This window comes from Nocardia abscessus, assembly GCF_015477775.1.
In the GTDB taxonomy this organism is placed as follows: domain Bacteria; phylum Actinomycetota; class Actinomycetes; order Mycobacteriales; family Mycobacteriaceae; genus Nocardia; species Nocardia abscessus_A.
Map to the genome: position 1 here is coordinate 730,804 of NZ_JADLQO010000002.1, position 22,872 is coordinate 753,675.

At 69.9% G+C, this 22,872-nt stretch carries 21 protein-coding genes; 3 read left to right on the top strand and 18 right to left on the bottom strand.

Translation table 11 applies throughout. The features are described 5' to 3' along the window. Positions 1-7 precede the first annotated feature (7 nt). From IU450_RS09115 to IU450_RS09125, 3 genes are all read right to left on the bottom strand, one after another. The gene (locus IU450_RS09115) at positions 8-2,398 is read right to left on the bottom strand and encodes a Tex family protein (RefSeq protein WP_195149605.1); all 2,391 of its coding nucleotides are present in this window, start codon (positions 2,396-2,398) and stop codon (positions 8-10) included. Positions 2,399-2,502: 104 nt separating this feature from the next. Then, entirely contained in the window at positions 2,503-4,143 is a 1,641-nt protein-coding gene (locus IU450_RS09120; RefSeq protein WP_195149289.1) for an AMP-binding protein, read from the bottom strand. Further along, the gene (locus IU450_RS09125) at positions 4,140-5,774 is read right to left on the bottom strand and encodes an AMP-binding protein (protein WP_195149290.1); all 1,635 of its coding nucleotides are present in this window, start codon (positions 5,772-5,774) and stop codon (positions 4,140-4,142) included. Before IU450_RS09125 ends, IU450_RS09120 begins: the two co-directional genes overlap by 4 nt. Before the next feature lie 99 nt (positions 5,775-5,873). On the opposite strand from IU450_RS09125, the gene IU450_RS09130 reads away from it, so the two are divergent. Continuing rightward, the gene (locus IU450_RS09130; protein ID WP_195149291.1) at positions 5,874-6,725 is read left to right on the top strand and encodes a helix-turn-helix transcriptional regulator; all 852 of its coding nucleotides are present in this window, start codon (positions 5,874-5,876) and stop codon (positions 6,723-6,725) included. 79 nt (positions 6,726-6,804) lie between these two features. Here IU450_RS09130 and IU450_RS09135 read toward each other — a convergent pair whose 3' ends face one another. From IU450_RS09135 to rpsP, 5 genes are all read right to left on the bottom strand, one after another. Further along, positions 6,805-7,377 carry a TetR/AcrR family transcriptional regulator gene (locus IU450_RS09135; protein WP_195149292.1) on the bottom strand — a complete coding sequence of 191 codons (573 nt, stop codon included), beginning with the start codon at positions 7,375-7,377 and terminating at the stop codon, positions 6,805-6,807. Between the two features lie 30 nt (positions 7,378-7,407). After that, positions 7,408-8,145 (bottom strand): tRNA (guanosine(37)-N1)-methyltransferase TrmD, encoded by a 738-nt coding sequence (trmD, locus tag IU450_RS09140; protein WP_195149293.1) that lies wholly within the window; start codon positions 8,143-8,145, stop codon positions 7,408-7,410. A gap of 67 nt (positions 8,146-8,212) precedes the next feature. After that, complete coding sequence (rimM, locus tag IU450_RS09145) at positions 8,213-8,737, bottom strand: ribosome maturation factor RimM (RefSeq protein WP_195149294.1); 525 nt, start codon at positions 8,735-8,737, stop codon at positions 8,213-8,215. Then, complete coding sequence (locus tag IU450_RS09150) at positions 8,738-8,980, bottom strand: RNA-binding protein (RefSeq protein ID WP_040708791.1); 243 nt, start codon at positions 8,978-8,980, stop codon at positions 8,738-8,740. A 94-nt stretch (positions 8,981-9,074) separates the two neighbouring features. Further along, positions 9,075-9,506, bottom strand: coding sequence for a 30S ribosomal protein S16 (gene rpsP / locus IU450_RS09155; protein WP_195149295.1), 432 nt, complete (start codon positions 9,504-9,506; stop codon positions 9,075-9,077). Positions 9,507-9,730: 224 nt separating this feature from the next. On the opposite strand from rpsP, the gene IU450_RS09160 reads away from it, so the two are divergent. Continuing rightward, positions 9,731-9,886, top strand: a complete 156-nt coding sequence (locus tag IU450_RS09160) for a hypothetical protein (RefSeq protein WP_195149296.1) — start codon at positions 9,731-9,733, stop codon at positions 9,884-9,886. A 130-nt stretch (positions 9,887-10,016) separates the two neighbouring features. On the opposite strand, the gene IU450_RS09165 is transcribed toward IU450_RS09160, so the two are convergent. From IU450_RS09165 to ftsY, 9 genes are all read right to left on the bottom strand, one after another. Next, positions 10,017-10,754 (bottom strand): class I SAM-dependent methyltransferase, encoded by a 738-nt coding sequence (locus IU450_RS09165; protein ID WP_228834193.1) that lies wholly within the window; start codon positions 10,752-10,754, stop codon positions 10,017-10,019. Between the two features lie 50 nt (positions 10,755-10,804). Next, positions 10,805-11,788, bottom strand: coding sequence for an LLM class F420-dependent oxidoreductase (locus IU450_RS09170; RefSeq protein ID WP_195149297.1), 984 nt, complete (start codon positions 11,786-11,788; stop codon positions 10,805-10,807). Between the two features lie 54 nt (positions 11,789-11,842). Beyond that, a complete protein-coding gene (locus IU450_RS09175; RefSeq protein WP_195149607.1) occupies positions 11,843-12,901 on the bottom strand; it encodes an amidohydrolase family protein in 1,059 nt (352 codons plus the stop codon). Between the two features lie 193 nt (positions 12,902-13,094). After that, positions 13,095-14,657: a signal recognition particle protein gene (gene ffh / locus IU450_RS09180; RefSeq protein ID WP_195149298.1), complete on the bottom strand. Its 1,563-nt coding sequence runs from the start codon at positions 14,655-14,657 to the stop codon at positions 13,095-13,097. 105 nt (positions 14,658-14,762) lie between these two features. Continuing rightward, entirely contained in the window at positions 14,763-15,077 is a 315-nt protein-coding gene (locus IU450_RS09185; protein ID WP_324197598.1) for a hypothetical protein, read from the bottom strand. Between the two features lie 121 nt (positions 15,078-15,198). After that, on the bottom strand, positions 15,199-17,667 hold the full coding sequence (locus IU450_RS09190; protein ID WP_195149299.1) for a [protein-PII] uridylyltransferase: 2,469 nt from the start codon (positions 17,665-17,667) through the stop codon (positions 15,199-15,201). A gap of 85 nt (positions 17,668-17,752) precedes the next feature. Then, a complete protein-coding gene (locus IU450_RS09195) occupies positions 17,753-18,091 on the bottom strand; it encodes a P-II family nitrogen regulator (protein WP_159838907.1) in 339 nt (112 codons plus the stop codon). 5 nt (positions 18,092-18,096) lie between these two features. Then, entirely contained in the window at positions 18,097-19,476 is a 1,380-nt protein-coding gene (locus tag IU450_RS09200; protein WP_195149300.1) for an ammonium transporter, read from the bottom strand. A 353-nt stretch (positions 19,477-19,829) separates the two neighbouring features. Then, entirely contained in the window at positions 19,830-21,362 is a 1,533-nt protein-coding gene (gene ftsY, locus IU450_RS09205; protein WP_228834194.1) for a signal recognition particle-docking protein FtsY, read from the bottom strand. Positions 21,363-21,555: 193 nt separating this feature from the next. Here ftsY and IU450_RS09210 point away from each other — a divergent pair, with 193 nt between their 5' ends. Continuing rightward, entirely contained in the window at positions 21,556-21,945 is a 390-nt protein-coding gene (locus IU450_RS09210) for a DUF2237 family protein (protein WP_019048221.1), read from the top strand. A 151-nt stretch (positions 21,946-22,096) separates the two neighbouring features. Here IU450_RS09210 and IU450_RS09215 read toward each other — a convergent pair whose 3' ends face one another. Beyond that, positions 22,097-22,870, bottom strand: coding sequence for a TetR/AcrR family transcriptional regulator (locus tag IU450_RS09215; protein WP_195149302.1), 774 nt, complete (start codon positions 22,868-22,870; stop codon positions 22,097-22,099). Positions 22,871-22,872: the final 2 nt, after the last annotated feature.

The following is a 22,872-nucleotide window of genomic DNA, read 5'->3' on the forward strand; positions in this document are numbered from 1 at the left end:
CGCCGAGCTACTGGCCGAAGCCCGCCCTGCGCAACGCGTCCGCCATCGCGCCGCTCGGCGCGGGCGCGTTGCGGCGCTGATTGCCGCCGCGGTTCTGTGCTTGATTGCGGCCTTGGCCCTGCTGCTTGTTCTGGCCATTCTGCCGCTGCCGCTGGTCGCCTCCGCCGGATCGGCCGCCCTGTCCGCCCTGTCCGCCCTGGCCGCGCTGCCGGTTGTCGCCGCCCTTGGCGGGCGCGCCGGGCTCGTCGTCCAGACGCAGGGTCAGGCCGATGCGCTGGCGGGCCACGTCCACCTCGAGCACCTTCACCTTGACCACGTCGCCGGACTTCACCACTTCGCGCGGGTCCTTGACGAAGTTGTGCGACATGGCCGAGACGTGCACCAAGCCGTCCTGGTGCACGCCCACGTCGACGAACGCGCCGAACGCCGCCACGTTCGTCACCACGCCCTCGAGCACCATGCCCGGTTTCAGGTCGGCGACCTTCTCCACGCCCGCGGCGAACTCGGCGGTCTTGAACTCCGGACGCGGGTCACGGCCCGGCTTCTCCAGCTCGGCGATGATGTCGGTGACGGTGGGGACACCGAAGCGCTCGTCGGTGAAATCCCCGGCGCGCAGCGAGCGCAGCACCGTGGTGTTGCCGATGACCTCCGCGATCGGACGCCCGGTCGTCTCCAGGATGCGCCGCACCACCGGATACGCCTCGGGGTGCACCGCGGAGGTGTCCAGCGGATCGTCGCCGCCGCGGATGCGCAGGAAGCCCGCGCACTGCTCGAACGCCTTCGGGCCCAGGCGCGGCACGTCGAGCAACGCGGTCCTGCTGCGGAACGGGCCGTTCTGATCCCGATGCGCCACAATGCTCTCCGCCACCGAGCCCGCGATGCCGGACACCCGGGACAGCAGCGGCACCGAGGCCGTGTTCACGTCGACGCCGACCGCGTTCACCGCGTCCTCGACCACCGCGCCCAGCGAGCGGGCCAGCAGCGATTCGGACACATCGTGCTGGTACTGGCCGACGCCGATGGATTTCGGGTCGATCTTCACCAACTCGGCCAGCGGGTCCTGCAGCCGCCGCGCGATCGACACCGCGCCGCGCAGCGACACGTCCAGGTCGGGCAGCTCCTGCGAGGCGTAGGCCGACGCGGAGTACACCGAGGCGCCCGCCTCGGACACCACGATCTTGGTCGGCTTGTTCTCCGGAATGCGGGAGATCAGCTCGGCGGCAAGGGCATCGGTCTCGCGCGAGGCGGTGCCGTTGCCGATGGCGATGAGTTCCACGCCGAACCTGGCGACCAGCGCGCCGAGCACGGCCAGCGACTTCTCGGTCTGGCCCTGCGGTTTGTGCGGATAGATCACCTCGGTGGCGACCACCTTGCCGGTGGCGTCGACCACCGCGACCTTCACGCCGGTGCGGTATCCGGGGTCCAAGCCCATCGTCGTGCGGGTGCCCGCGGGGGCGGCGAGCAGCAGATCGCGCAGATTCGCGGCGAAGACGTCGACCGCGTCCTTCTCCGCCGCCTGCCGCAGCCGCATCCTGGTGTCGATGCCGAGGCTGACCTGCAGCTTGGTCCGCCAGGCCCAGCGCACGGTGTCCAGCAGCCAGGAGTCGGCGGGCCTGCCCCGGTCGGCGATGCCGAAGCGGGACGCGATGCGGCCCTCGTAGATGGTGCGCTCGCCCGGCTGCGGCTCCTCGGTGTGCGGTTCGAGGTGCAGCGTGAGCACCTCCTCCTTCTCCCCGCGCAGCAGCGCGAGAATGCGGTGGGAGGGCAGCTTGTCGAACGGCTCGCTGAAGTCGAAGTAGTCGGCGAACTTGGCGCCCGCCTCCTCCTTGCCCGCTCGCACGGTCGAGGTGACCTGTCCGCGGTTCCACATCAGTTCGCGCAGTTCGCCGACCAGGTCGGCGTCCTCGGCGAATCGTTCGACCAGGATGGCGCGCGCGCCGTCGAGCTGCTCGGCCGTGTACTGGGCGGGATCGGTGTTCGGGTCCTGGATCAGGGCGTCGGCCACCGGCTCGTGCCCGGCCTCGCGCGCGATCTGCGCCTTCGTGCGCCGCTTCGGCTTGTACGGCAGGTAGATGTCCTCGAGCCGGGCCTTGGTCTCGGCGAGCATGATCTGCCCGTGCAGGGCGTCGTCGAGTTTGCCCTGGCCGCGGATCGATTCGATGATGGCGGCGCGGCGCTCGTCGAGCTCGCGCAGGTAGTGCAGACGCTCGTCGAGCAGGCGCAGCTGCGCGTCGTCCAGCCCGCCGGTGACCTCCTTGCGGTACCGGGCGATGAACGGCACCGTCGAGCCACCGTCGAGGAGCTCGACGGCGGCGCGCACCTGTGTCTCACGCACCGCGAGTTCCTCGGCGATGCGACGGTTCACGCTGGCTGGGCCCGCGGCGTCGGAGCGTGGCACGGCGGGTGTGGACTCTGCACTGGCAGTCTCGGGCGCTGTCGTCACGTCCGAGACACTACCGTCGCCGCCTGACAGGCGATCCACACCCAGGTGAACCTCCTCACTCAGCTGTCGCCGAGGCCGAGCAGCCGCCGCGACAGCTCCCGCATCTCGGCCTTGCGGATCTTGCCGGTGACCGTCATCGGGAACTCCTCGACCACGTGCACGTAGCGGGGGATCTTGAAGTGCGCCAGCTTGCCGGTGGCGAACTCGCGCACCGCCGTCGCGTCCAACGGCGTTGTCCCCTGGCGCATCCGGACCCAGGCCATCAGCTCCTCGCCGTATTTCGGGTCGGGCACCCCGATCACCTGCGCGTCCAGGATGTCGGGGTGGGTGTAGAGGAATTCCTCGATCTCGCGCGGGTAGATGTTCTCCCCGCCGCGGATGACCATGTCCTTGATCCGGCCGGTGATGGCCAGATACCCCTCGTCGTCCATCACGCCGATATCGCCGGTGTGCATCCAGCGGGCGGCATCGATGACCTCGGCGGTCCTGTCCGGATCGTCCCAGTAGCCGAGCATCACCGAGTAGCCGCGGGTGCACAGTTCGCCCGGTTCGCCGCGCGGCACCGTGAGACCCGTTGCGGGATCGACGATCTTGACCTCCAGGTGCGGCCCGACCCGGCCGACCGTGGCGGTGCGCCGGTCGACGCCGTCGTCACGACGGGTCTGGGTGCTGACCGGAGACGTCTCGGTCATGCCGTAGCAGATGCACACCTCACGCATGCCCATCCGGTCGATCACCCGCTTCATCACCTCCACCGGGCATGGCGAGCCCGCCATGATCCCGGTGCGCAGGGTGGACAGCTCGACGGTGGCCGAATCCAGTTCGGCGAGCATGTCGATGAACATCGTGGGCACGCCGTAGAGGGAGGTGCAGCGCTCGGCCTCGACCGCCGCCAAGGCCGCTTTCGGGTCGAACGAGGGCGACGGGATCACGATGGCCGCGGCGTGGCTCGTGCTCGCGAGATTGCCCATGACCATTCCGAAACAGTGATAGAAGGGCGTCGGGACGCAGATGCGGTCCTGTTCGGTGTATCCGCACAGCTCGCCGACGAAGTAGCCGTTGTTCAGGATGTTGTGGTGGCTGAGCGTGGCGCCCTTCGGGAATCCCGTTGTGCCGGAGGTGTACTGGATGTTGATCGGGTCGTCGGCCGACAGCCGCGCGGCGAGCGCCACGAGCCGGTCGGCGTCGATTTCGGTGCGAGACAGCTCGTCCCACTCCGGCGTGCCCAGCACGAGCACCTGCGCCAACTCCGGGCAATTCGGGCGGACCCGCTCGATCATCGCGACGTAGTCCGAGGACTTGAACCGCTCGGCCGCGATGAGCATCCGCACGCCCGCTTGGCGCAGCACGTACTCCAGTTCGCTGGTGCGGTAGGCCGGGTTGACGGTGACCAGGATCGCGCCGATCTTCGCCGTGGCGTATTGCACGTGCAACCACTCCGCGCAGTTCGGCGCCCAGATGCCGACCCGGTCTCCCTTGCCGATGCCCTGTCCGGCGAGCCCGCAGGCCAGGGCGTCGACCGCGGCGCCGAGTTCCCGATATGTCCAGCGACGTCCGGTCGGGCGGTCCACCAACGCTTCTCGCTCCGGGAACGCCGCCACCGCCCGGTCGAGATTGCCGCCGATGGTGTCGCCGAGCAGCGGAAGGTCGGACACGCCGGAGGCGTAGCTGGGCACGGGCAGCTGCGCGGACGGCGTCATCGGGCACCGCCCTGCCGCAGCACGAACCGCTGCACCTTGCCGCTGGGCGTCTTCGGCAACTCCGGCACGAAGTGGACCTTGCGCGGATAGGCGTGCGCGGCGAACTTCTTCTTCACCAGGCTCTGCAGCTCGGCTTCCAGGTCGGGGCCGCCCGCCACGCCCTCGCGCAGCACGACGAACGCCTCGAGCACTTCGCCGCGCAGTTCGTCCGGCATACCCACCACGGCCGCCTCCGCGACCAGCTCGTGCAGCACCAGCACGCTTTCCACCTCGAACGGACCGATGCGGTAGCCCGCCATGATGATCACGTCGTCGTCGCGGGAGGAGAAGCGGAAGAAGCCGTCCGCGTCCTGCGAGCCCGCGTCGCCGGTGAGGTACCAGCGGCCGTCCGCGGTGTAGCGCGCAGCGGTGCGGTCCGGGGCGTCGAGATAGCCGAGGAACCACAGCAGCGGGCTGTGTTCGGTGTCGATCGCGACCCGGCCCAATTCGCCGGCGGGAGCGACGACGTCGGCGTCGTCGGCGAGCACGGCGCAGGTCCAGCCCGGCAGCGAGCGGCCCATCGATCCCGCGGGAGTCTCCGTGTCGAGGTCTTCGTGCCAAGCGTTGCAGATGACCATGCCGTGCTCGGTCTGGCCGTAGTGATCGCGCACCGCGACGCCCAGGTTCTCGACGGACCAGGCGACGACCTCCGGTGTCAGCGGCTCCCCCGCCGAGGAGGCGCGGCGCAACCGGGAGTGCACGGGTGGCGTGGTGCTGTCGGCGCGCAGCGCGCGATAGACCGTCGGTGCGGCGGCGAAGTTGGTGACGCCGAAGGTCTCCAGCACCTGCCAGGTCAGCGGGGCGGAGAAGCCCGCGTGCAGCAGGATGCTGCGGATGCCGGTGGCCAGCGGGGCGAGGATGGCGTAGTAGAGGCCGTAGGCCCAGCCCGGATCGGCGGCGTTCCAGAAGACGTCGTCGGGCCGGACGTCCAGCGCGAATTCCTGGTACGCGTGGAAGGAGGCGAGTGCGCGCAGCGGAATCGGGACGCCCTTGGGCGTGCCCGTGGTGCCGCTGGTGAACAGTTGGACGAGCAGTCCGTCGCCGCCCACCGCGACGGGACGAGCGTGCGGGTGGGTGGCCGAATGGGTGTCGAGCAGTTCGGCCATCGCCAGTGCCCCCTCGGGCGCCTCCGGGCCGGCGACGATCAAGCGCCAGGGTGGGTCCGCGGGCAGATCCGGCCCGGGCGCCAGCTTCGCCGCCTGGTCGGCGTCGGCGATGACGACCGAGGCCCGGCTCGCGTTCAACCGCAAAGCGATGGCGGGTGGCGCGAACGCGGTGAACAGCGGAACGTGCACCGCGCCGCGGCGCCAGATGCCGAGCAGAGCGACCACCAGGTCCGCCGACTTCGCCATCAGCGTCGCGACCCGGTCGCCGGGTTCGACGCCGAGTTCGGCGAGCGCCGCGGCGCAGCGGGCGGAGCGTTCGCGCAGGTCGCCGTAGGTGAGGTCGGTCGAGGACAGGTCGGCCTCGACGATCGTGAACGCGACCGCGTCGGCCGGGTGCCGATCGCACAGCAGGTCGGCGGCCGACGCGTCACCGCGGTCGTAACAGTCCAGCAGTTCGCGCACCCGCTGATTCGGATCGGTGCCCATCTTCGGTTCTCCTCGTCGTGTGATCCAGCGCAACCCGGGTGTGCAATAGGATGTGGGTCACATCGCCCCCTCCACTACCCCCGAAAAGGGGTGAGTCTCGTGACCCACACCGCTCTGCTGCGCCCGCGCGACAGCGACGCCCTGCGTGCCGAGATCCGGTGGGTGGCCGGCGCCGCGGGTGTGCCGGTGGCCTTCGGTGGCGAAGTGCACGGCGACGCGCTGCTGCTGTCGGAGTTCGTCGGCACGCTGACCAACGGCCTGCGCGGACTGGCCGTCGTGCGGACGTCGGGGCTGGGCGGCCGGGTGATGGAATCCGGGCGGCCCGCCGCGGTCTCCGACTATCGCCGCGCCTCCTCGATCACCCACGACTACGACGGGCCGGTCTCCGGCGAGGGCATCCGCTCCGTACTCGCGGTCCCCGTCGTGGTGGACCAGCGCTCACGCGCGGTGCTGTACGCCGCGACCAGGGGCGCCGCCCCGCTGGGCGACCGCACCGCGGATCTCGTGGTCCAGGCCGGGCGCCGCCTGGCCACCGAGATCGCCATTCGCGACGAGGTCGACCGTCGCGTGCGCATGCTGGAGCTGGCCGCACCGTCGGCCGAGGCCGCTCCGGCCATCACCGAGGAACTGCGCGACATCCACGCCGAACTCCGCGGCATGGCGCGCTCGGCCGAGGACGATCGGCTGCGCGGACGCCTGCACGCGGTGTGCGAACGACTCACCCGGGTCATGGCGGGCGAACCGCACCCCGACAGCCCACGCCTGTCCCGCCGCGAACTCGACGTGCTCTCCCAGATCGCCTTGGGCTGCACCAATCAGGAAGCGGCACAACGCCTCTCGCTCGGCCCGGAAACCGTGAAGAGCTACCTGCGCAATGCGATGGTCAAACTGGACGCCCACTCCCGCCACGAGGCGGTGGTAGCGGCCCGCCGCCACGGTTTGCTGCCGTGAGACGCGCTGATCACGTCACGACGCACACGATGCGCCCCTGCTCGTGTCCGATACCGCGATCCGGTCGACTGGTATCCCGTCAGGACGCCGGACGAAGGTAAGCGAGCAAGTCGTCCACCAGGTCGGTGGCGTCGGCGTTGCCTTTGCCGTCCGCGGCGAGGTGGCCCGCGGCGGCGAGGTCGGCGGCTCCGTGCGCCAGTGCGCGCAGGAGGGCCGCCAGGCGGATGGGATCGCCTGGGGGAAGGTCGTCCGAGGCTTGGCAGCGGGCGACCACATCGATCAACGCGTCCTGCGCCGCGTTGGCGGCCGCGGCGAGTTCGGGAGAGTCGATGGTCCACGCGCCGAAGACCAGCTTGAAGCGGGCGGGGTGAGTCAGCGCCCAGGCGATGTAGGTGTGCAGGACTTCGCGCAAGAGCGCGACCGGGGTCGGTTGGCTGTGCGAGAGCCCGGCGAGGATCGCGGCGCGATCGGTCAGTTCGCGCGCCGCGATCGCGGCGAGGAGCGCTTCCTTGCTGGCGAAGTGTTTGTAGGGGGCGTTGTGCGACACACCGGCGCCCAGGCCGACTTCGCGCAGCGTCACCGCCTCGACACCGCCCGCATCCAACAGCCGGATCGCTGAATCGAGCAGCGCGGTGCGGGTGTCTGCGGGCATTTGCCCATCGTAATGCGAGGTCGACGACGTCTAATGCTGCGGCCCGGCCTCCCCGTCCCGATCCACGAGGTTCCGATCCACGAGGTTCCGATGCACGAGCAGGTCCGGGCGGCGCTCGCGGGTGCGGGCGAGAGCTTGCTCGCGCCGCCAGGCGGCCACCTTCGCGTGGTCGCCGGAAAGCAGTATCGGCGGGACGTCGAGGCCGCGCCACGAGACCGGACGGGTGTAGCTGGGGCCTTCGAGCAATCCGTCGGAGAACGAATCCTCCTGATGCGACTGCTGATTGCCGAGCACGCCGGGCAGCAGCCGGACCACGGCCTCGGTCATCACCAGCACGGCCGCCTCGCCGCCGATCAGCACGTAGTCGCCGATGCTGACCTCCTCCACCCGCACGCGGCGGGCGGCGTCGTCGAAGACGCGCTGGTCGATTCCTTCGTAGCGGCCGCAGGCGAAGACCAGATGCTCCTCGGCGGCCCAGCGGTGCGCGGTGTCCTGTGTGAACGGCACGCCCGCCGGGGTGGGCACCACGAGCAGCGCGTCGTCGGGACAGACCTCGTCGAGCGCGTCGCCCCAGACGGTCGGCTTCATGACCATGCCGGGCCCGCCGCCGTAGGGGGCGTCGTCGACGGACTTGTGCACGTCGTGCGTCCAGCGGCGCAGGTCGTGCACGGTGAGCGAGATCAGTCCCTTGTCGATCGCCTTACCGAGCAGCGCCGTGCGCAGCGGCTCCAGGTACTCCGGGAAGATCGTGACGACGTCGAGTTTCATGCCAGTCTCCTGTCGCCGCCGGGCCGCGGGGCCGGGCGAGCGCCACGCGATCGGGTGAGCGACCGCCTCATTCCGGGTCGAGCAGACCTTCGGGCGGATCGATCACGATGACGCCCTCGGCGAGCGACACCGTGGGCACGATGGCGGTGACGAAGGGGATCAGGATCTCCCGCCCGTCGTCGGCGGCGCGCACCTCGAGCAGCTCACCGGCCGCGGAATGCAGCACTTCGCGCACGGCCCCGACCACGGTGCCGTCGGTGAGCCGGACTTCCAGCCCCTCCAGCTCGTGGTCGTAGAACTCGTCCGGGTCCTCCGACGGCGGGAGGTCGGCACTGTCGACCAGGAACAGCATGCCGCGCAGCGCATCGGCGGCCGCCCTGTCGGCCACCCCGGCCAGGAACACCAGAAGCCGGCCCGAGTGCTCCCGGACCGACTCCACGGTGAACTCATGGACCTCCGCCGCTCGCGGCAGCCTGCCCCGCAACGTGACACCGGGCGCGAAACGCGCCTCGGGCTCGTCGGTGCGTACCTCGACGACGAGTTCGCCGCGCACACCGTGCGACTTGGCGACCCGCCCGACGACGAGTTCCATCTACTGGTCGGTGTCGACCACGTCGACCCGGATCCCCCGGCCGCCGATACCGGCGACCAGAGTGCGCAGCGCGGTAGCGGTCCGTCCGCCGCGGCCGATCACCTTGCCCAGGTCATCGGGATGCACGTGCACCTCGACGGTGCGTCCGCGGCGGCCGGTGATCAGCTCGACGCGCACGTCCTCGGGATTGGCGACGATGCCGCGCACCAAGTGCTCGACGGCATCGGCGACGACGGCACTCACTGCTCCATCACCTCGAGACGCGACTCACCCGTCGCCGGGGCCGGTCTGTGGACGGCCCGCGACGGGTTGGGGGTGGACGGGTAACGCCCGCTCATTACTCGGTGGCCTCAGCAGCCTCGGCGCCCTCTTCGGCGTCCTTCTTGGCCTTCTTCTTGGGAGTGACCGCCTCGGCGACCGGCTCGTTGTCGGCGGCGGCCAGCGCGGCGTTGAACAGGTCCAGCTTCGACGGCTTGGCCGGCTTGACCTTCAGGGTGCCCTCGGCGCCCTCGATGCCCTTGAACTTCTGCCAGTCGCCGGTGATCTTCAGCAGCTGGAGGACCGGCTCGGTCGGCTGCGCGCCGACGCCCAGCCAGTACTGCACGCGCTCGGAGTCGATCTCGATGAGCGAGGGCTCTTCCTTCGGGTGGTACTTGCCGATGGACTCGATGGCCCGGCCGTCCCGGCGGGTGCGCGCGTCGGCGACGACGACGCGGTACTGCGGGTTGCGGATCTTGCCCAGGCGCGTGAGCTTGATGCGAACAGCCACTGCTGATCTGCCTTTCGTTGGTTGGTCACGACGCAATTCGGCGACCCGCATGGTCTGCGAGCCCGGTTTTGCGCTTTGGAGTGTGTGACCGCCGCGCGGTACGGAACCGGAGACGGGCTGACACTTGTCCGGAAGGACGGTGGTCCATTGTGCCAGACGAGATGATCACGCCAGAAATCGCGTCCTCGTGTTCACGAAACGGCGCCCGCCTGCCATAACCAGGCATGCGACTGTTCCGACGCCACCGTAGGCGACCCACCCGTATCCCTCGCGAGATCGCGGGTGAGTTCGGCGAGGAAGCCGTCGTCCAGTATGTCGTGCCCGGCGTCTTCCGAGTGCTGCGCGCGGTGGCCTCGGGCGTCGCCCGCACCCTCGAGTGACGATCGGCGGCGATACCGCAGCAGCACCACGCCGGAGCGGAACGGGCGGGCCTCGACCAGGCGCAGCGCGGGAACGCGGGTCGCGACCTCGAACGGCCGCGTGCTGTGGCGATTCGCCGAGAAGGCGGGACTATCCCGGAGCGACTGCGGTGAGTGCGTGGGTGGGTACCCAGGGTCCGCCCCACCACATCCGCCACCCCACGGGACGGAAGGTGAGCGCGGTCGCGCCGTTCGCGGCAAGGACGGCGCGGTATTCGCGGGTCTTGCCGATGTCGACGATGACCAGCTTGCCGCCCGGACGCAGCACCCGGCATGCCTCGTGCACCGCCGCCGCACGGCCCTCGCTGGTTCTGATGTTGTGAATCGCCAAGCTGGAGACCACCACGTCGAACGCGCCGTCCGGGAACGGCATACGGGTCATGTCGCCGGTGTGCAGTTCGATCCGGTCGGCGACGTTCTCGGCGAGCGCGTTCTGCTCGGCGGTGGCCGGGGTGTTGCCGCAGTGGTCGGCCGAGCACCACACGTCCAGACCCACCGCGCGCCCGGCGGGCAACCGGCGCGCGGCGGCAAGCAGCACCGCGCCGCGGCCGCACCCCATGTCGAGTAGTCGTTCGTCGCCGCGCAGTTCGAGCTCGTCGAGCAGGCCCGCCCAGACCCGGAACTTGCCCCGGCGGGTGGCGTGCAGGAACAGCCCGAACTGCGCGGCCAGCACGACTCCGATCAACAGGAGCAGCAGACTCGGACGCAATTGCTGGAACAGCGCCACCACCAGGGCCGCGGCGAGATATCCGACCGCGAGAACTCCGAGCACCAGCAGCACCGACGGCGCGTCGACACCGTACGACGCTCGCCACGGAGGGGCCATCATCGACCGATTGTATCCAGGGGCAACGGCATTCGCGGCCCGGTTCGCGCTCGTCAGCCGACCAGTGGAGCAAGGGTGCGCCCGGCGAGTTCGACCGCGCCCGGCTCGTGCCCGTTGAACACCATGTTGATGACGAGCCCGTCGACGCCTCGGTCGAGAACGCGGGTCCGCAGCTGTTCGGCGACCTCGTCCGGCGTCCCGACGAACTGGCGGTCGGCCGGGCTCTGCGCGCGCTCGGACTCCGACAGCGCCGCCAGGTCGATCCCCATGCGGCCGAGGTAATCCCGCTGCTGCTTGCGCACCAGGTCGCCGTCCTCGTCCATCATCACGAAGCACAGGTAGCTGGTCTCCAACGTCTGCGGATCGCGGCCGACCTCGGCGCAACGTTCGCGCAGCGCATCGATCTTGCGCGGCAGCTCGGACGCGTTGCAGATGATGTTGAGGTGGTCGGCGAAGCGCGCGGCCAGGCCGAAGGTCTTCTTCTCGCCGCTGCCGCCGAGCAGGATCGGCAGGTCGTCGCGCAGCCGCGGCTCGTTCATGGCGTTGTCCACCTGGTACCGCTCGCCGTGGAAGGTGGGGCGTTCGCCGCGCAGCATCGGCCGCACGATCTGCAGCGCCTCCCCGAGGCGCTCGAACCGGTCGGTGAAGGTGCCGAACTCGAAGCCGTAGGACTGGTGCTCGAGCTCGAACCAGCCCGCGCCGATCCCGAGCACCGCGCGGCCGCCGCTGACCACGTCGAGCGTCGTGACGGTCTTGGCGAGCAGGGCGGGGTTGCGGTAGGTGTTGCCGGTCACCAAGGCGGACAGCTGGATTCGTTCCGTCGAGGCGGCCAGGCCACCGAGCGCGGTGTACGCCTCGAGCATCGGCTCGTCGGGCGTGCCGATGCCGGGCAGCTGATAGAAGTGGTCCATGACGAAGGCCGTGTCGAAACCGGCTGCTTCGGCCTCTCTGGCCTGCGCGACAACCGTGGGGAACAGCTCGCGCACCGACTTGCCGTAGCTGAAGTTGGGCATCTGATATCCGAGGCGAATTGTCACAGAACCCGACCTTACGCCGCGATCGGAAACGCGCGTGTCAGCCACGATGACGAGTCATCGATGGCCGGTGACCGGACCTCGCTCCCCGTACACGCGGCCGCGCAGGACCACGGCGTACGGCGTGCTGAGCGTCTCCGGATGGATACGCGGGTCCTGCTCATACACAACGAAATCGGCGGGCGCGCCGGGTTCGATGCCGGGCCGCCCGAGCCAGTCGCGAGCGTTCCATGAGGCCGCGCCGAACGCGTCGTGCCGGGACAGGCCCGCGGCGGCGAGGGCGGCGATCTCGTCGGCGATGCGCCCGTGGCGGATGGAGCCGCCCGCGTCGGTGCCCGCGAAGATCGGCACACCCGCCTCGTGCGCGGCGGCGACCGTGCCGCGCACCCGCCGGTGCAGATCACGCATGTGCGCGGCGTAGACCGGGAATTTGCCCGCGCCGTCGGCGATATCGGGGAAGGTGTCGATATTGACCAGGGTGGGCACCAACGCGGTGCCGTGCTCGACCATCATCTCGATGGTTTCGTCGGTGAGGCCGGTGCCGTGCTCCAGGCAGTCGATCCCGGCGTTGATCAGGCCGGGCAGCGCGTCCTCGCCGAAGACGTGGGCGGTGACCCTGGCGCCGTTGGCGTGCGCGGCGTCGATGGCCTCCTTCAGGATCGTGTCGCTCCACAGCGGCCGCAGGTCACCGACGGAACGATCGATCCAGTCGCCGACGATCTTGACCCAGCCGTCGCCGCGACGGGCCTGCTCGGCCACGATCTCCGGCAGGTCGCGTTCGTCGTCGAGCTCGATGCCCAGCTCGCGGATGTAGCGCTTCGGCCGGGCGATGTGGCGGCCCGCGCGGATGATGCGCGGGAGTTCGTCGTGATCGTCGATGAAGCGGGTGTCGATCGGCGAGCCTGCGTCGCGCAGCAGCAGCGCCCCCGCGTCGCGCTCGGTCTCGGCTTGCGCGATGGCGCCCGCACGGTCCTCGTGACCGCCCCCGTACCGGATACCGACGTGGCAGTGCGCGTCCACCAGGCCCGGCACGATCCACCCGGCCTCGCACAGCGTTTCGGTTCCGGGCACGGGCTCGAAGGACACCAGGCCATCCCGCACCCAGAGATCGCGCATCTCGTCTTCGGGAAGAACCACACCTCGCAGATGCACCGCAGCAACCTCCTGGACGTCGTCGGTCGCTTCCAACCTACTGGCCCCGTCCGGAAACGGTCGTCCGTGCGCACTCCGGACCGTTACTCGCGGAGCCGCGCACCTCCGGAAAATGACGAGCGCCGCGCACGAATCGTGTGCGCGGCGCTCGGAGCGTCTATTTCTTCGGGAACTTCAGTTTCGACAGGTCGAAACCGTCCAGACCGGGGGGCAGCTGGTCGAGACCGGCCGGCATGTTCGACAGGTCGGGCATCCCGGCGGGCATCCCCGGCATGCCGCCCATCCCCGGGAAGCCGCCGCGCACCTTCGGCGGCGTCGGGCCGCGACCACCCTTCTTGCCCTTCTTGCCCTTCTTCGCGTTGCCCCGGCGCGAGCCGGGCAGACCCATCTGGCGGCCCATCATCGCCATCATCTTCTTGGCCTCGAAGAACCGGTCGACGAGCTGGTTGACCTCGGAGACCTGCACGCCGGAACCGTTGGCGATGCGCAAGCGGCGGGAGGCGTTGATGATCTTGGGATTCTCCCGTTCGGCCGGGGTCATGCCGCGGATGATCGCCTGCACGCGGTCGAGCTGCTTGTCGTCGACCTGCGCGAGCACGTCCTTCATCTGGCCCGCGCCCGGCAGCATGCCGAGCAGGTTGCCGATCGGGCCCATCTTGCGGATGGCCAGCATCTGGTCGAGGAAGTCCTCGAGGGTGAGCTCGCCGCTGCCGATCTTGCGGGCGGCCTCCTCGGCCTGCTTGGCGTCGTAGACCTGCTCGGCCTGCTCGATCAGGGTGAGCACGTCACCCATGCCGAGAATGCGGCTGGCCATGCGGTCGGGGTGGAAGACGTCGAAGTCCTCGAGCTTCTCACCGGTCGAGGCGTACAGGATCGGGACGCCGGTGACCTCGCGGACGCTCAGCGCCGCGCCACCGCGGGCGTCGCCGTCCAGCTTGGTGAGCGCCACGCCGGTGAAGCCGACGCCGTCGCGGAACGCCTCGGCGGTGTTGACCGCGTCCTGACCGATCATCGCGTCCAGCACGAACAGGGTCTCGTCCGGCTGCACGGCGTCGCGGATGCCCGCGGCCTGCCGCATGAGCTCCTCGTCGATGCCGAGGCGGCCCGCGGTGTCCACGATGACGACGTCGTACTGCTTCTGCCGCGCTTCCTCGACACCGCCGCGCGCCACGTTCACCGGATCGGCGGCCGAGATGCCCAGCGGGTTCTCACCGCCACCGATGGAGGTGCCGGGGTGCGGCGCGTAGACGGGCACGCCCGCGCGCTCGCCGACCACCTGCAGCTGGGTGACGGCGCCGGGGCGCTGCAGGTCGCACGCCACCAGCAGCGGCTGATGGCCCTGCGCCTTCAGCAGTTTGGCGAGCTTGCCCGCGAGGGTGGTCTTACCGGAACCCTGCAGACCGGCCAGCATGACCACCGTCGGCGGGTTCTTGGCCAGGTTCAGCCGCCTGGTCTCGCCGCCGAGGATGCCGACGAGCTCCTCGTTGACGATCTTCACGACCTGCTGGGCCGGGTTCAGCGCCGCGGAGACCTCCGCACCCTTGGCGCGCTCCTTGATCCGGCCGATGAAACCGCGGACCACGGGCAGCGCGACGTCGGCCTCGAGCAGGGCGAGGCGGATCTCCCGACAGGTGGCGTCGATGTCGGCCGGTGACAGACGCCCCTTGCCGCGCAGATCCTTGAGGGCACCGGTAAGCCGGTCGGACAGGGATTCGAACACCGATCGCGCTCCTGATCTCGGGGGACGTCACATTCTCTCCCAGGGTAATGGGATCGCCCGCATGTTCGCGCAGGCGGTGCGTCCTTCAGGGGCGAACGGTGCTTGCTAGTCGAGTACGCGACGGCGTGGTTTGACGGTTTTGCGGTAGTCGTGGTTCTCCGCGGCCACCATGAAGACCGCCTCGTTGGCGGTCAGGCCCAGCACGAGGGCCAGGTCATCGAGCATTTCCCACTCCGCCGTGCTCGGGATGGGCGAGGTGGCGACCATGGACGCGATCGTCATCGCGGTCACCGCCTGCCGCCCGGTCAAGGTGCGACCCGGAAGCCAGGAGACCACCCACCGGTCGCCGCCGACGCAGCGCGCCATGTGACTGGTCTCGTCACTCGTCATCGTGGATGCCGAAACGACTTCAATTGCCACCGACCTGCTCCCCTCGTGCTCGCGATAGCCAGACGCTCTAGATCGTAGGGGCAGGCCACTAGGGCGGCGTTCAGTTGCAGCAAATTCCTCGCAACAGATTGGTCACCGGAGAAATCCGCAGCTAGTTGGCATTTTCCGACTCTTTCCCACCCTCCTCGGGGGGTTTGGGCGCAGTCCTGGGAACCACCGCGAGCACCGCCTTCTCGATCGCTTCCCGGCGCGCGGGACCGTCCTCGGGCCCCAGCTCCAGGCAGAAACTGTCGACCACCGCGGATCCCATCGTGACCACCTTGGCCCAGCGGACGTCGGCTCCGCAGCCGGCCAGTTCGGCGGCCAAGCGGCTGAGCATTCCGATCCGGTCCTCGGCGCGCAACTCCAGGATCACCTGTCCCGGCACCGAGGTGTCCGACCAGAGCACCCTCGGCGCGGCCTGCGCATACCGGCTCCGGCCGATTGTGCTCGCCTCGCGCTCGCGTTTGGCCAGTGCCGCGGACACGTCCAGATCGCCCGCCGTGGCGCGGATCAGTTCCTGGCGCAGCAGACCAGGGTCCGGCGGGTCGCCGAACTTCGGCGCGACGACGAAAGTATCCACCGCGGCGGCGCCTTCGACGCAGAGCGCGGCCGACAGCACCCGCAGCGAATGCAGCGCGAGCACACCGGCGGCGTCGGAGAGCAGGCCCGGGTTGTCCGGCGCGATCACGGTCACCGTGTACGTGTGTTTGCTCTCACCCGGCTTCAGGTCCACGTGCACCCCGCCCGCCCGGGCCTTCTCGACCAGTTCCGGTGCGATCGGTTCCGGGGTCGGCAGCTGGTCACCCGCCATCACCATCCGGCACCGGCGGACCAGCTCCCCGATCAGCGAGGCCTTCCAGTCGCCCCACACGCCGGGGCCGGTGGCCAGCGAATCCGCCTCGGCCAGGGTGTGCAGCAGTTCCAGCAGCTGCGGATCGGCGTCGAGCGCGTCGACGACGTAGCGCACCGTCTCCGGGTCGGACAGATCGCGCCGGGTGGCGGTCTCCGGCAGCAGCAGGTGATGGCGGACGATCGCGCTGAGGGTCCGCACGTCCGAGGGCCACAGACCGAGGCGGCGGCCGATGTGGGTGGCGAGTTCGGCGCCGACGACGCTGTGATCGCCCGCGCGACCCTTGCCGATGTCGTGCAGCAGCGCGCCGAGCGCGAGCAGGTCGGGGCGGGCCACCCGGGTGCTGAGTGCGGAGGCGTAGGCGACCGTCTCCATGAGATGGCGATCGACGGTCCAGGTGTGCAGGACGTCGCGCGGCGGCAGGTCCCGCACGGCTCCCCATTCCGGCAGCAGTCTGCCCCACAGGCCCGTCCGGTCCAGCGCCTCGATCGCGTCGATGGTGCCGCGGCCCGCGCCCAGCAGGATCAGCAAGTCGTTGAGGGCGTCCTTGGGCCACGGCTCGCGTAGCTCCGGCGCGTCCTCGGAGAGCCGGTTCAGCGTGGTGGCCGACATCGGCAGGCCGGTCTGCGCCGACGCCGCGGCCACGCGCAGGATCAGCCCGGGGTCACGCTGTGGCCGGGCGTCCCTGGCCAGCACGACTTCGCCGGCGTGCTCGACCACCCCTTCGTCCAGCGGCCTGCGCACCGGCATCCGGCGCAGGCGGGCCAGTCCCCGCCGCGGCAGCGCGTTGGCCGCGGTGCGCAGCCCGACGTCCACGGAGTAGCTGACCGTGCGCGCCGAATCGCTCAGGGTGCGAGCCAGATCGAACCGGTCGCCGATGCGCAGCGCCGCGCCGATCTCGTCGGCGTCCTGCGCCCGCAACTGGTCGCGGGACCGGCCCGCGACGCGATGCAGTTCGGTGCGCACGTCCAGCAGGCGCCGGTGGGCCTGCTTCAATCCGCCGCCCGGCACGTCCGGCCCGAGTCCGGGCATGGCGTCGGTCAGCTGGGCGATGGCCAGCGCGTCCAGCAGCTGGATGTCGCGCAGGCCGCCGCGCCCGTTCTTCAGATCCGGCTCGGCGCGGTGCGCGATCTCGCCGTTGCGCTCCCACCTGGCCTGGGCCTGGGCGATGAGCTCGTCGAAGCGACCGCGGATTCCGGTGCGCCACTCCCGGCGCACGCCGCCGATCAGCAGATTGCTCAGTTCCTGGTCGCCGACGATGTGCCTTGCCTCGAGCATGCCGAGCGCGGCGATGAGATCGTCCGCGGCCACCCGCAGCGCCTGCGGCACGGTCCGCACGCTGTGGTCGAGTTTGATGTGCGCGTCCCACAGCGGATACCAGAGCTGGTCGGCGACCTCGGCCACCCGGGCCGGGTCGACGTCGTCGTGCAGCAGCACCAGATCCAGATCGGAGAACGGCAGCATCTCGCCGCGGCCGAGACCGCCGACGGCCACCACGGCCAGACCGCTGTCGGGGGCGATGCCGAGTTCGGCGCCCTTGCTGGTCAGCCAGAGTTCATAGAGGTCCACCAGGGCCTGGCGCAGCGACCTGGCGTCCAGCCGGGGATTTCGCGGCAGGCCTCCGTCGAGCAGTTGGGTGCGTGCCCGGACCAGGTCGGCCGCCCCGTTGGACACCTTGCCGTTGCCTTCTTCGGTGCCCTTCGGGTCACCGTCGTTCTGACTAGCCACAACCCACCGCCCATTTCACGCGCGCGGCCCCGCCCCGACCGGGAGCTCCGGTGGGAGCGGGGCCGCCGCTCGACTCGATTTTCCGCTACAGCGCGTCGGTGCCGCGTTCGCCGGTCCGTACCCGGATGATCGACTCCACCGGGGTGACCCAGACCTTGCCGTCGCCGATCTTGCCGGTGCGGGAGGCCTCCACGATCACCTCCACCACCTTCTCGACGGACGCGTCGTCCACGACGACCTCGACGCGGACCTTCGGCACGAAATCGACCGAGTACTCGGCGCCGCGGTACACCTCGGTGTGCCCCTTCTGCCTGCCGTACCCTTGGACTTCGCTGACGGTCATGCCCAACACACCCGCCTGCTCGAGACCGGACTTGACGTCCTCGAGCGTGAACGGTTTGACGATTGCGGTGATCAGTTTCATGTTCGTCATGCCTCCTTGACGGCCGAACGTGCCGTGCTACCCAGAGCGGCGAAGTCGTAGGCGGTTTCCGCGTGCTCGGACTCGTCCAAGCCCACCGACTCTGCTTCCTCGCTCACGCGCAGCCCAATGGTGAACTTCACGATATAGGCAATGATCAGCGTGGCGATGAAGGAGAAGACAAGTACCACACCGGCACCCACCGCTTGCCGCCACAGCTGATCGAATCCACCGCCGTAGAACAGACCGGTCTTGGCCGCACCCGCCTCGGGCGCCGCGACGAAACCGACCAGCAGGGTGCCGACGATGCCGCCGACCAGGTGCACGCCGACCACGTCGAGCGAGTCGTCGAAGCCGAACTTGAACTTCAGGCCCACCGCGAGCGCGCACAGGACCCCGGCGACCGCGCCGATGACCAACGCGCCGAGCACGTTCACCGAGGAACACGACGGGGTGATGGCGACCAGACCGGCCACGATGCCCGAGGCCGCGCCCAGCGAGGTGGGCTTGCCGTCGCGGATCTTCTCCACCAGCAGCCAGGCCAGCATGGCGGCGCAGGTCGCGATGGCGGTGATGATGAAGGTCGAGCCCGCGAGGCCACCGGAGGTCACCGCGGAACCGGCGTTGAAGCCGAACCAGCCGAACCACAGCAGACCGGCGCCGAGCATGACGAACGGCAGGTTGTGCGGGCGGAACGGAGTCGTCGGCCAGCCCTTGCGCTTGCCGAGCACCAGCACCAGGGCCAGACCGGCCGCACCGGCGTTGATGTGCACCGCCGTACCGCCTGCGAAGTCGACCGCGAGCAGCTTGTTGGCGATCCAGCCGCCCTCGTGCACGACGTTGCCGTCGGCGTCCTTGACGTCGAAGTCGAACACCCAGTGCGCGACCGGGAAGTAGACCACCGTGGCCCAGATGCCCGCGAACAGCAGCCATGCGCTGAACTTCATGCGGTCGGCGACCGCGCCCGAGATGAGGGCAACCGTGATGATGGCGAACATCAGCTGGAAGGCGACGAAGACGGTCGCCGGAATCGTGCCCGCGAGCGGGATGTTCACCGCTTCGGTGGTCACGACGCCTGCCGCGTCCTTGACCTCGGCCACCGAGTTGCCACCGATCAGGCCCTTCAAGCCGAAGAACTGCGTCGGGTCACCGATCACGCCGAATTTGTTGTCGCCGAAGGCCGTCGAGTATCCGTACAGCGACCACAGAACGCCGACCAGACCCATGGCGCTGACGCTCATCATGATCATGTTGAGCACGTTCTTCGACCGGACCATGCCACCGTAGAAAAAAGCCAGGCCGGGCGTCATCAGCAACACCAGCGCCGAACTCACCAGCAGCCATGCGGTGTCACCGGTATCCGGTGCACCGGTAAGTGGAAAAGCCACCTTAATGTCCTCCTCATCTCGGGCCCCGCCGATTCCGGCAAATGGACCTGAACAGAAGGGTCCTCACTCGGTGTTTCATCCGTAGAGCTGTCGTGTTTCACCTACGTGAACGGATGGCGCAGCTGTGTTGCCACCACGTTTCGTCACGTACACCGGGGGTTTCCCGGCCCGGTGAGCACGACATTCCGGAAACCGGACATTCGTTACCGCGGAGCCGGAGTCGGCAAACATCTGGGGTGTGATCCCCCTCGCACCGCGACGGGCCCGCGATCATCGACCGCGGGCCCGCCCGCCACGTACCCGAACACCACGGGCGGCAACCGCTTTCGACAGCGCCGCCGAGTGAAAGGACTTCAGCCCAGCAGCGCGTCCACGAACGCGGCGGGCTCGAACGGGGCCAGATCGTCGGCGCCCTCGCCGAGCCCGACCAGCTTCACCGGCACACCCAGTTCGTGCTGGACCTGGAAGACGATGCCGCCCTTGGCCGTCCCGTCCAGCTTGGTCAGCACGACGCCGGTGATATCGACCACTTCGGCGAACACCCTGGCCTGGGTGAGCCCGTTCTGGCCGACGGTCGCGTCCAGCACCAGCAGGACCTCGTCGACGGCCGCCTTCTTCTCCACGACGCGCTTGACCTTGCCCAGCTCGTCCATCAGGCCCGTCTTGGTGTGCAGGCGACCGGCCGTGTCGATGAGCACCGCGTCGACGCCGCGCTCGACGCCCGCGGCCACCGCGTCGAACGCGACCGCGGCGGGGTCGGCGCCCTCGCGGCCGCGGATGGTGTCGGCGCCGACCCGCTCGCCCCAGGTCTGCAATTGGTCGGCGGCGGCGGCACGGAATGTGTCGGCCGCCCCCAGCAGCACCCGGCGGCCATCGGCGACCAGTACCCGGGCGAGCTTGCCGGTGGTGGTGGTCTTTCCGGTGCCGTTCACGCCGACCACCAGCAGGATCGACGGGTGATCCGGATGCGGCAGCGCGCGCACCGAGCGGTCCAGCTCCGGGCGCAACTGCTCGATCAGCACGTCACGCAGCACGGCGCGAGCCTGGTCGGTGGTGCGCACGCTGCGCGCGGCCATCTCGGCGCGCAACCGGGCGACGACGGCCGTGGTGCTCGCGGTGCCGAGGTCGGCGAGGACGAGGGTGTCCTCGACCTCTTCCCACGAGTCGTCGTCCAGGTCACCGCCGCCGAGCAGGCCGAGCAGGCTTTTGCCGACCGCGTTCTGCGAGCGCGACAGCCGTCCGCGCAGGCGGACCAGGCGGCCCTCGGTGGGCTCGATCTCCTCCAGCGCGGCGGGAGCCTCGACGCCTGCGGGCGTGTCGGGAGCGACGACCTCGGTGGGGGTCACGGCGGCACCGGTCTCGTCGGCGACCGGCTCGGCGGTCACGTCCGCGACGCCGGTCTCGTCGGCGGTGACCGGCGCCGTGTCGGCGGCCCGGCTCTCCCGCGATGCCGTCTCGTCGGCGGTGGGCGGTGCCGTCTCAGCCGTCGAGGAGTCCGTCTCGGGTTCGGTGGGTGCGGTGGTGGGCTCGGCGACACCGGAAGCGGGGGGCGCCTCGGCGACGTCCGCCTCCGGCAACGGAACGTTGGTGATGCCGCGCTTGGGCGCGTCGCGCGGGATCGCGGCGTCGTCGCCGACGTGTGGCTGTCCTTCGGTGTCGGTGCGCTCGACCGGTTGCGGTTCGGTCGCCGTGCCGCCCCGGCTGAAGTTGAATCCGCCGGAGGCGGTATAGCCGCCGGAACGGTCGGTCACCTCCTTCTCCTGCGTAGGCGGAGTCAGCGACACGCGGCCGCGCTTGTACCGGACGAAACCGGCGACGAGCACGACGAGCAGCAGCGCGGCGACCGCGGCGATCAGGATCCAGACTTCGGGACTCACGCGAACCATCCTTGCAGACCGACCATCACGGGATGGGCCCCGAGCCGCACCCGGTGCGCGAGTCGCACCGCCGCGCCGACGGCCGGAGCTCGGCGAACACCGTGCGTGCGGCGCCGTGGACGCGCCCGGGCGGGCACCGACACAGCCCTCCAGATTTCTTGTCCTGCGGAACTTCTCGCGAAGGGACAATAGGATCGGCGACGTGACCGATCGAAACGTGCTTGGGGGGCCGCTGGAAGAGTGCGGCACCGATCCTCTCACCGGGTTCTACCGGGACGGCTGCTGCAGTACGGGGCCGGAGGATCTGGGCAGCCACACTGTGTGCACCGTCGTCACGGCAGAGTTCCTGGAGCATCAAGCGTCCATCGGCAACGATCTGAGCACGCCGCGCCCGGAGAACAACTTCCCCGGCCTGCAGCCGGGCGATCGCTGGTGTGTGGTGGCGGTGCGCTGGCTGCACGCGCACGAGGACGGCGTCGCCGCGCCGGTGGTGCTCGCGGCCACGCACGAGAACGCCTTGGAAGTGATCTCGATGGACATCCTGCGCAAGTACGCCGTCGACGTGCCGGACGACGTCAGCGACCTGCTCTGAGCCACCTGTGACCCCCTCTTCGGCCTGCGGCACGCGCCGTCGGGACCACCGGCACGCGCCGTCGGGACCACCGGCTCGCACCGTCGGCCCGCCGGGTATCCGAGCGGCCGTGGCGCAGTAGAGAACGACATGGCGCAAATGCGCCGTTCGGCTAGGAGGCCGCCGCGACCCGCCGACGATGGGCCTTCTGCCGGCATGCCGCCGAGCAATACCTGGCTCGGCGTCCCGTTCCCGAGCGACGCACCGCCGCGTGACAGACGGGGCAGCGCGCGTCTCCGGTTTCGTTACGATCGGCCGATTCGTTACGTTTTCCGGCTTCGGCATCCGGTTTCGTCACTCCCGGATCGCCCGGCCGCGCGCGCAGCGCGTCCAGCACGATCGCCGCGGTGCGGTCCACACTCCCCTGGGACTTCCGGAGCTGTTGAATCGCAACGCATCCGGTGAAGATCGCCAGCACGTCGTCGAGTTCGATGTCGGCTCGGACCGTACCCTCGCGCTGGGCCGCGACCAGCAGGGCTTCCAGCGCGCGGTGGAAACGCGCGCCCGCGCTCCGCAGCAGCGCGCGCGGCCAGCCGTCGTCGGACTGGACCATGTCGCACAGCGCCTTGTTCCCCGGCGTCGTGGCGATCACCGCAGTACAGAAGTCGAAGAACGCGGCACCGGGATCCGGTGCGCCGAGATGATCGGCGGCCAGTTTCGCCAATCGGTCGATGCGCTGCTGCATCACCGCTTCCAGCAGATCGGCTTTCGTCGGAAAGTGGCGATAGACGGTGCCCGCGCCGACGCCCGCCCTGCGGGCGACCTCGGCGAGCGACACCGAGGCGCCCTGCTCGGCGAAGGCGCGCTGCGCGGCGGCCAGCACGAGGGCGCGATTACGCCGGGCGTCGGCGCGGGACAGCCCGTCCGGGGCGATCGAGGTGGTCATTT